Below are 5,416 nucleotides of genomic sequence, written 5' to 3'. Positions count from 1 at the left end.
ACGGTGGTCGGGGAGGGGGTTCAGACCTCGGCGGCCGGTGCCGGGTCCGGCATGGTGAAGGGGCGGAACCGGCGCGGCCCGTAGAGGCGTTCCAGCACGTCGTCCAGTTCGCAGAGCAGGGCGAACCCGTCGCGGGGCCGCCGCTCTGGGGCGGGCAGGGTGCAGCCGCGCGCGAAGGAACGCAGCTGCGGGGGCAGGCGGCCCGCGGTGACGTACTCCACGCACCGGGTCGCCATGTGGATGTCGGTCTGGGCCAGCGCGGGGCGGCGGGCGGCCACCTCGGGCGGGTAGAAGTCCGCGCGTCCGGGCACCATCGCCGGGATGTGCGGCGCGGTGCGCGGGGCGTGCGCCGTCACCGAGTAGCACCAGTCGACCAGGACCAGGCCGTGCTCGGCCGGGTGGATCATCACGTGCTCGGGCACGACCGCGCCGTGCACGACCCCCGCCAGGGCGGCGTTGCCGACGGCGACCAGCAGCCGCCGCCACATCCACGCCGCGTCGCGCGGGTCGACGCCGTCGGGGTGGGCGCGGCGCACCTCGGCCAGCGTGTGGAAGCCGTGCAGCCGCCCCAGGACGTTGGCCCGCCGCTCCACGCCGGTGGCGGCGTCGCGGTGCTTGAAGGACTCCACCAGTTCGGGGACGAAGGCCCGGTAGCGCTCGTGGCCGTGCTCCCGGATGCGGCGCAGCGCGGTCGCCTCGGCCTCCAGCAGGTCGTTGTCGCGGGGTGCGCGGGGCAGTTTGAGCACCGCGTCGCGCCACTCCGGCGCCCGGTAGCGCACCGGGTGGAGGTCGGCGACGTCTCCGCGGGCCAGCCGCTCCCGGCCGATCCGGTAGGTGTGCGCGCCGGTGGCCAGGGTGAGGTCGTCCAGACGCAGGTCGCCCGCGGCCATCGCCCGGTACAGGTCCCACAGCTCCGAGAGCCGGGCGAAGGGGCCGGTGCCGCTTCCGGGCGGCGCCGTGTCGGGGTGCAGCGCGCGGGCCAGCTCGCGGTGGCGGGCCGTGGCCGCCGGGGGCACGCCGCCGTCCTCGGGCAGCGGGCCGAACAGTTCCACGGGGTCGCCCGCCAGGGCGACCTGGCGCTCGGCGTCCTCGAAGGCGGGGCCGGTGGCCGTCATCGGGCTCCTCTCGGGGGTCACTGCGTGCTCCGTAGCAGGGGAGGGTGCAGCAGGGCGGCGCCGCCCGCGCGGTAGAGCCGGGCACGCCGTCCGCCGCCCGCGCCGCCGCGCTCGGCGAGTTCCCCGGTGTCCTCCACGAACCCGGGGGCGGCGAGGATCTTGCGGTGGAAGTTGGCCGCGTGCAGGGACTGGCCCCACACGGCCTCGTACACCTCGCGCAGCGCCGTGATGGTGAAGGCGGGCGGCAGGAAGGCCGTGGCCAGCGGGGTGTACTCCAGCTTGGAGCGGGCGCGCTCGACGGCGTCGGCCAGGACGCGGCCGTGGTCGAAGGCCAGGTCGAGTCCGGCGCGGGCGCCGTCGCCGTGGCCGAGGTCGCGCCAGGGGATCCAGGCGGCCTCCTCGGTGTTCCGGCCGGTGTGCGGGTCGGGCAGGTCGGGGGCCAGCAGGACGTAGGCGACCGAGAAGACGCGCATGCGCGGATCCCGGTCCCGGGCGCCGTAGGTGCCCAGCTGCTCCAGGTGCAGCTCGGTGGGCAGCAGGGTCTTCTCCGAGAGCACGCGCAGGGCGGCGTCGGGCAGGTCGGGGTCGGCGGGGCCGTCCGGTCCGTCCTGGGCGCGGACGAACCCGCCCGGCAGCGCCCACCAGCCGCGCTGGGGGTGCGCGGCGCGCCGCGTCAGCAGCACGTGCGGCACGCCCGACCGGATGGTGAGGGCGACGACGTCGACGGTGACCGCGACCGGGGCGAACGCGTGCGGGTCGTAGTCGGCGAGGAACCGGCTCTCGCCCTCCTCGTCGCGCGGGTCGGCCACGTACGCCTCCAGTTGTTCTCACATCGAGTATTTCTCGAACTGAGAGCAACTTAGCACGCGTTCGGCGTCCCGTCCATCCCTTTTCTCCGAAAAGCGCGAAGGCGGCGCGCGGGCCCGGGTCGTGCGGCCGCGCCCGGTCGGGCGGCTACGCTCGCGACGGGGCGGTCCGCGGCCGCGGCGGGTTCCGGCCCGCCGGGCGCCCCCGGGGGCGGACACGCCCGGGCGGGCCGGAGGCGGACGTCGTCGCCCGCCGCTAGCATGTGGGCGAACGGACGTTCGAGAGGGCAGGGGTGAGGCGCGTGCGCGTGTTGGGGATCGACCCCGGGCTGACCCGGTGCGGTGTCGCCGCCGTCGAGGGCGCCATCGGCCGACCGCTCACCCTGCTCGGCGCCGACGCCGTGCGCACCAGCCCCGACACCGACCTGCCCCACCGGCTCGTGGGGATCGAGCGCGGCATCGAGGAGTGGCTGGACCGCTACCAGCCCGACGCCGTCGCCGTCGAGCGCGTCTTCGCCCAGCACAACCTCAGCACCGTCATGGGCACCGCCCAGGCCAGCGGCATCGCCCTGGTCTGCGCCGCCCGCCGCGGCCTGCCCGTGGCCATGCACACCCCCAGTGAGGCCAAGGCCGCCATCACCGGCAACGGCCGCGCCGACAAGGCGCAGGTCGGCACGATGGTGGCGCGTATCCTCGGACTCGACGGACCCCCCAAGCCCGCCGACGCGGCCGACGCCGTCGCCCTGGCCATCTGCCACATCTGGCGCGGCGGGGCCCAGGCCCGCGTCGCCCAGGCCCAGCAGGACTTCGCCCGCAAGGTGGAGCTGGCCCGCCGCACCCGCGGCCGCTAGCGCCCCGCCCCCAGGAAGGAGAGGGGCACCGTCCCCGGTGCCCACACCAGATGATCGCGTTCCTCACCGGCCGGGTGGCCGCACGCGGCGCGGGCACCGCCGTCATCGACGTCGGCGGGGTCGGCATGACCGTGCAGTGCACGCCCTCCGCGCTCTCGCGCCTGCACGTGGGCGAGACCGGGACCGTGGCCACCAGCCTCGTCGTGCGCGAGGAGTCCCTGACCCTGTTCGGGTTCGCCGACGACGACGAGAAGCACCTGTTCGAGCAGCTCCAGACCGCCTCCGGTGTCGGTCCCCGCCTGGCCCTGGCCATGCTCTCCGTCCACAGCCCCTCCAGCCTGCGCCACGCCGTGTCCACCGAGGACACCACCGCCCTCACCCGGGTGCCCGGCATCGGCAAGAAGGGCGCCCAGCGCATCGTCCTGGAACTGCGCGGCAAGCTCGACGCGCCCGTGCTCACCGACGGCACCCTGCCCGGGTCCGAGGCCGCCGGGACCGGCAGCGAGCCCAACGGCGCCTGGCGCGGACAGGTGGTCTCCGGCCTGGTCAACCTCGGCTGGTCGGCCAAGGACGCCGAGGCCGCCGCCTCCGCCGTGGCGGCCGAGGCCGAGCACACCGACGACGTCGCCGTCCTGCTGCGCAGCGCCCTGCGCAGGCTCAGCCGGGCCTAGGAAGGAGGAAACCCCGTGTACGACTTCCACGAGGAAGACCCCCGGGGCTCGGCCCCCGGCGGGCCCCCGCCCTACGAGCGCGACGCGGTCTCGCCCGACGCGGGCACGGACGAGCGCCAGATCGAGGGCGCCCTGCGCCCCCGCGCCCTGGACGAGTTCGTCGGCCAGGAACGCGTGCGCGAACAGCTCTCCCTGGTGCTGCACAGCGCCAAGCGGCGCAACCGGGCGCCCGACCACATCCTCATGTCCGGCGGCCCGGGCCTGGGCAAGACCACCCTGGCCATGATCATCGCCGCCGAGATGGGGGCCCCGCTGCGCATCACCTCGGGCCCGGCCATCGAGCGCTCCGGGGACCTGGCCGCGGTGCTCTCCACCCTCCAGGAGGGCGAGGTGCTCTTCCTGGACGAGATCCACCGCATGGCCCGCCCCGCCGAGGAGATGCTCTACGTCGCGATGGAGGACTTCCGGGTCGACGTCGTGGTCGGCAAGGGCCCCGGCGCCACCGCCATCCCGCTGGACATCGCGCCGTTCACCCTGGTCGGGGCCACCACCCGTGCGGGCATGCTGCCCGCGCCCCTGCGCGACCGCTTCGGATTCACCGCGCACATGGACTTCTACACCCCCCAGGAACTGGAGCTGATCCTCCAGCGCTCGGCGGGTCTGCTCGGCGCGCCCCTGGACGCGGACGCGGCCGTGGAGATCGCCGGGCGCTCGCGCGGCACCCCCCGGATCGCCAACCGGCTGCTGCGCCGGGTGCGCGACTACGCCGAGGTGCGCGGGGACGGGCGGCTGTCGCTGGACACCGCCCGCGCCGCCCTCGACCTCTACGAGGTGGACGAACTGGGCATGGACCGGCTGGACCGCGCCATCCTCGACGTGCTCATGAGGAGGTTCCGCGGCGGCCCGGTCGGCCTGTCCACGCTGGCGGTGTCGGTGGGGGAGGAGGCCGAGACGGTGGAGACCGTCGCCGAGCCCTTCCTGGTCCGCTCCGGCTTCCTGGCCCGCACCCCGCGGGGCCGGGTGGCCACCCCGCAGGCCTGGGCGCACATGGGGCTCACCCCGCCGCCGGACGCGGCCTTCGGCGCGGCGGCGGCCAACGGCGGCGGCGCCGGTAACCCCGCCCCCGCGGGCAACGCGGGTCACAACGGTGCGGCGAGTCCCTGACCAGGGCGTCTGGCAGGGAGTCCCGGTCCGGGCACAATGGGTTCCGGCCGCGCGGACCGGGGGCGAACCGTTAACACTCCGATCTCATCCGGTGGGGCAGCGGTGACCCACGCCACGTAAGCTGGGACGAAACAGCCGAGACGGGGCACGACTCCGTACGTGTCGTTGGACACCGGTGGAACGAGTCGGCCCTCTGGCGCGTTGTACGTGCCGGACAGGTCCGGACCACGCGGTTCGTGCCGACGCGAAGAAGGTGGCCGTCGCGGTGTCCGATCCGACAGCCGTCGGCCACACGAAGAAACCTCAGGAAGGACGCCCCCGTGCAGGGCCTTTACCACCTCGCTGCCCAAGGAGAGCCCACGGGCGGACTCCTCGGCATGCTGTTCCCGTTCCTGCTGATCCTTCTGGTGTTCTGGCTGCTGTTCTGGCGCCCGGCCCAGAAGCGCCGCCAGCAGGAGATGCAGATGCACAACGCCCTGGTCCCCGGTGTCGAGGTGATGACCAAGGCCGGCATCTTCGCCACCGTCGTCGAGATCCACGAGCAGGACGTCCTGCTGGAGATCGCGCCCGGGACCCGCATCCGCATGCTCAAGGCCGGTGTCGGAGAGGTCGTCACCCCGGCCGCCGACGACACCCCGGTGGAGGACCGCCCCGACTTCGGCGACGACGACAAGCCCAAGGGCTAGAAGTACTTCTTCGGGCCTCCGCCCGCTTCGGCCCAGGCCCCGGCCTCCGCCCCGCGCGGTGAAGCGGACGGCCCGCGCGCGTCCGACCCCGGTACCGGTCCCCCCGCGCGGGGGGACCGGTAC

General features: G+C 74.9%; 6 protein-coding genes. 4 read left to right on the top strand and 2 right to left on the bottom strand.

Translation table 11 applies throughout. The features are described 5' to 3' along the window. Nucleotides 1-20: 20 nt before the first annotated feature. The gene (locus DQW06_RS02840; protein WP_013151886.1) at nt 21-1,115 is read right to left on the bottom strand and encodes a hypothetical protein; all 1,095 of its coding nucleotides are present in this window, start codon (nt 1,113-1,115) and stop codon (nt 21-23) included. A 17-nt stretch (nt 1,116-1,132) separates the two neighbouring features. Continuing rightward, nucleotides 1,133-1,924: an NUDIX domain-containing protein gene (locus tag DQW06_RS02835; RefSeq protein WP_013151887.1), complete on the bottom strand. Its 792-nt coding sequence runs from the start codon at nt 1,922-1,924 to the stop codon at nt 1,133-1,135. Between the two features lie 299 nt (nt 1,925-2,223). Between DQW06_RS02835 and ruvC the strand changes: the two genes are divergently transcribed. The 4 genes from ruvC to yajC all read left to right on the top strand — a co-directional run bounded on the left by ruvC (nt 2,224) and on the right by yajC (nt 5,293). Further along, nucleotides 2,224-2,772, top strand: a complete 549-nt coding sequence (ruvC, locus tag DQW06_RS02830; protein ID WP_019607009.1) for a crossover junction endodeoxyribonuclease RuvC — start codon at nt 2,224-2,226, stop codon at nt 2,770-2,772. A 50-nt stretch (nt 2,773-2,822) separates the two neighbouring features. After that, nucleotides 2,823-3,443, top strand: coding sequence for a Holliday junction branch migration protein RuvA (gene ruvA / locus DQW06_RS02825; RefSeq protein ID WP_013151889.1), 621 nt, complete (start codon nt 2,823-2,825; stop codon nt 3,441-3,443). A 15-nt stretch (nt 3,444-3,458) separates the two neighbouring features. Further along, nucleotides 3,459-4,607, top strand: a complete 1,149-nt coding sequence (gene ruvB / locus DQW06_RS02820) for a Holliday junction branch migration DNA helicase RuvB (RefSeq protein WP_117197901.1) — start codon at nt 3,459-3,461, stop codon at nt 4,605-4,607. A 320-nt stretch (nt 4,608-4,927) separates the two neighbouring features. Continuing rightward, complete coding sequence (gene yajC, locus DQW06_RS02815) at nt 4,928-5,293, top strand: preprotein translocase subunit YajC (RefSeq protein WP_041552341.1); 366 nt, start codon at nt 4,928-4,930, stop codon at nt 5,291-5,293. The last annotated feature ends 123 nt before the right edge of the window (nt 5,294-5,416 follow it).

The organism is Nocardiopsis sp. TNDT3 (assembly GCF_003427465.1).
Lineage (GTDB): Bacteria > Actinomycetota > Actinomycetes > Streptosporangiales > Streptosporangiaceae > Nocardiopsis > Nocardiopsis dassonvillei.
This window is presented reverse-complemented; position numbering and strand designations above follow the sequence as displayed.

Bases quoted from the DNA above. Each gene is read 5' to 3' on its own strand.
- DQW06_RS02840 (WP_013151886.1), bottom strand. From the start codon at position 1,115: ATGACGGCCACCGGCCCCGCCTTCGAGGACGCCGAGCGCCAGGTCGCC.
- ruvA (WP_013151889.1), top strand. From the start codon at position 2,823: ATGATCGCGTTCCTCACCGGCCGGGTGGCCGCACGCGGCGCGGGCACC.